The 250-nt window shown below is 61.6% G+C and carries 1 protein-coding gene; it reads left to right on the forward strand.

Annotation, left to right across the window (positions count from 1 at the left end; genetic code table 11):
- Window positions 1–250 (forward strand): hypothetical protein (locus XpruCFBP8353_RS23190; RefSeq protein ID WP_133125735.1); only part of this gene is annotated, 250 nt, incomplete at both ends.

Raw genomic sequence — 250 nt, forward strand, 5'->3', positions numbered from 1 at the left:
CATCCAAAGTGGCCAGGACATTCTGGGCAATGCCAACCAGTCCACCAGCAAGGGCATCGGTACGGTGGTCATTTCCGACACCGAGCGCTTTGCCGGCTACAACAAGAAGAATCACCTGGACGACAACGCCCAGGTGGCGCAGGTGGCCAGCAACGTCGGCAGCCTGGGCGGCAATGTCAGCCTGACCGCAGGCGGTACGTACACCCAGTCAGCCAGCAATGTGGTCGCGGCCAAGGACGTGGACATCACC

It is taken from the genome of Xanthomonas prunicola, assembly GCF_002846205.1.
In the GTDB taxonomy this organism is placed as follows: Bacteria; Pseudomonadota; Gammaproteobacteria; order Xanthomonadales; family Xanthomonadaceae; genus Xanthomonas; species Xanthomonas prunicola.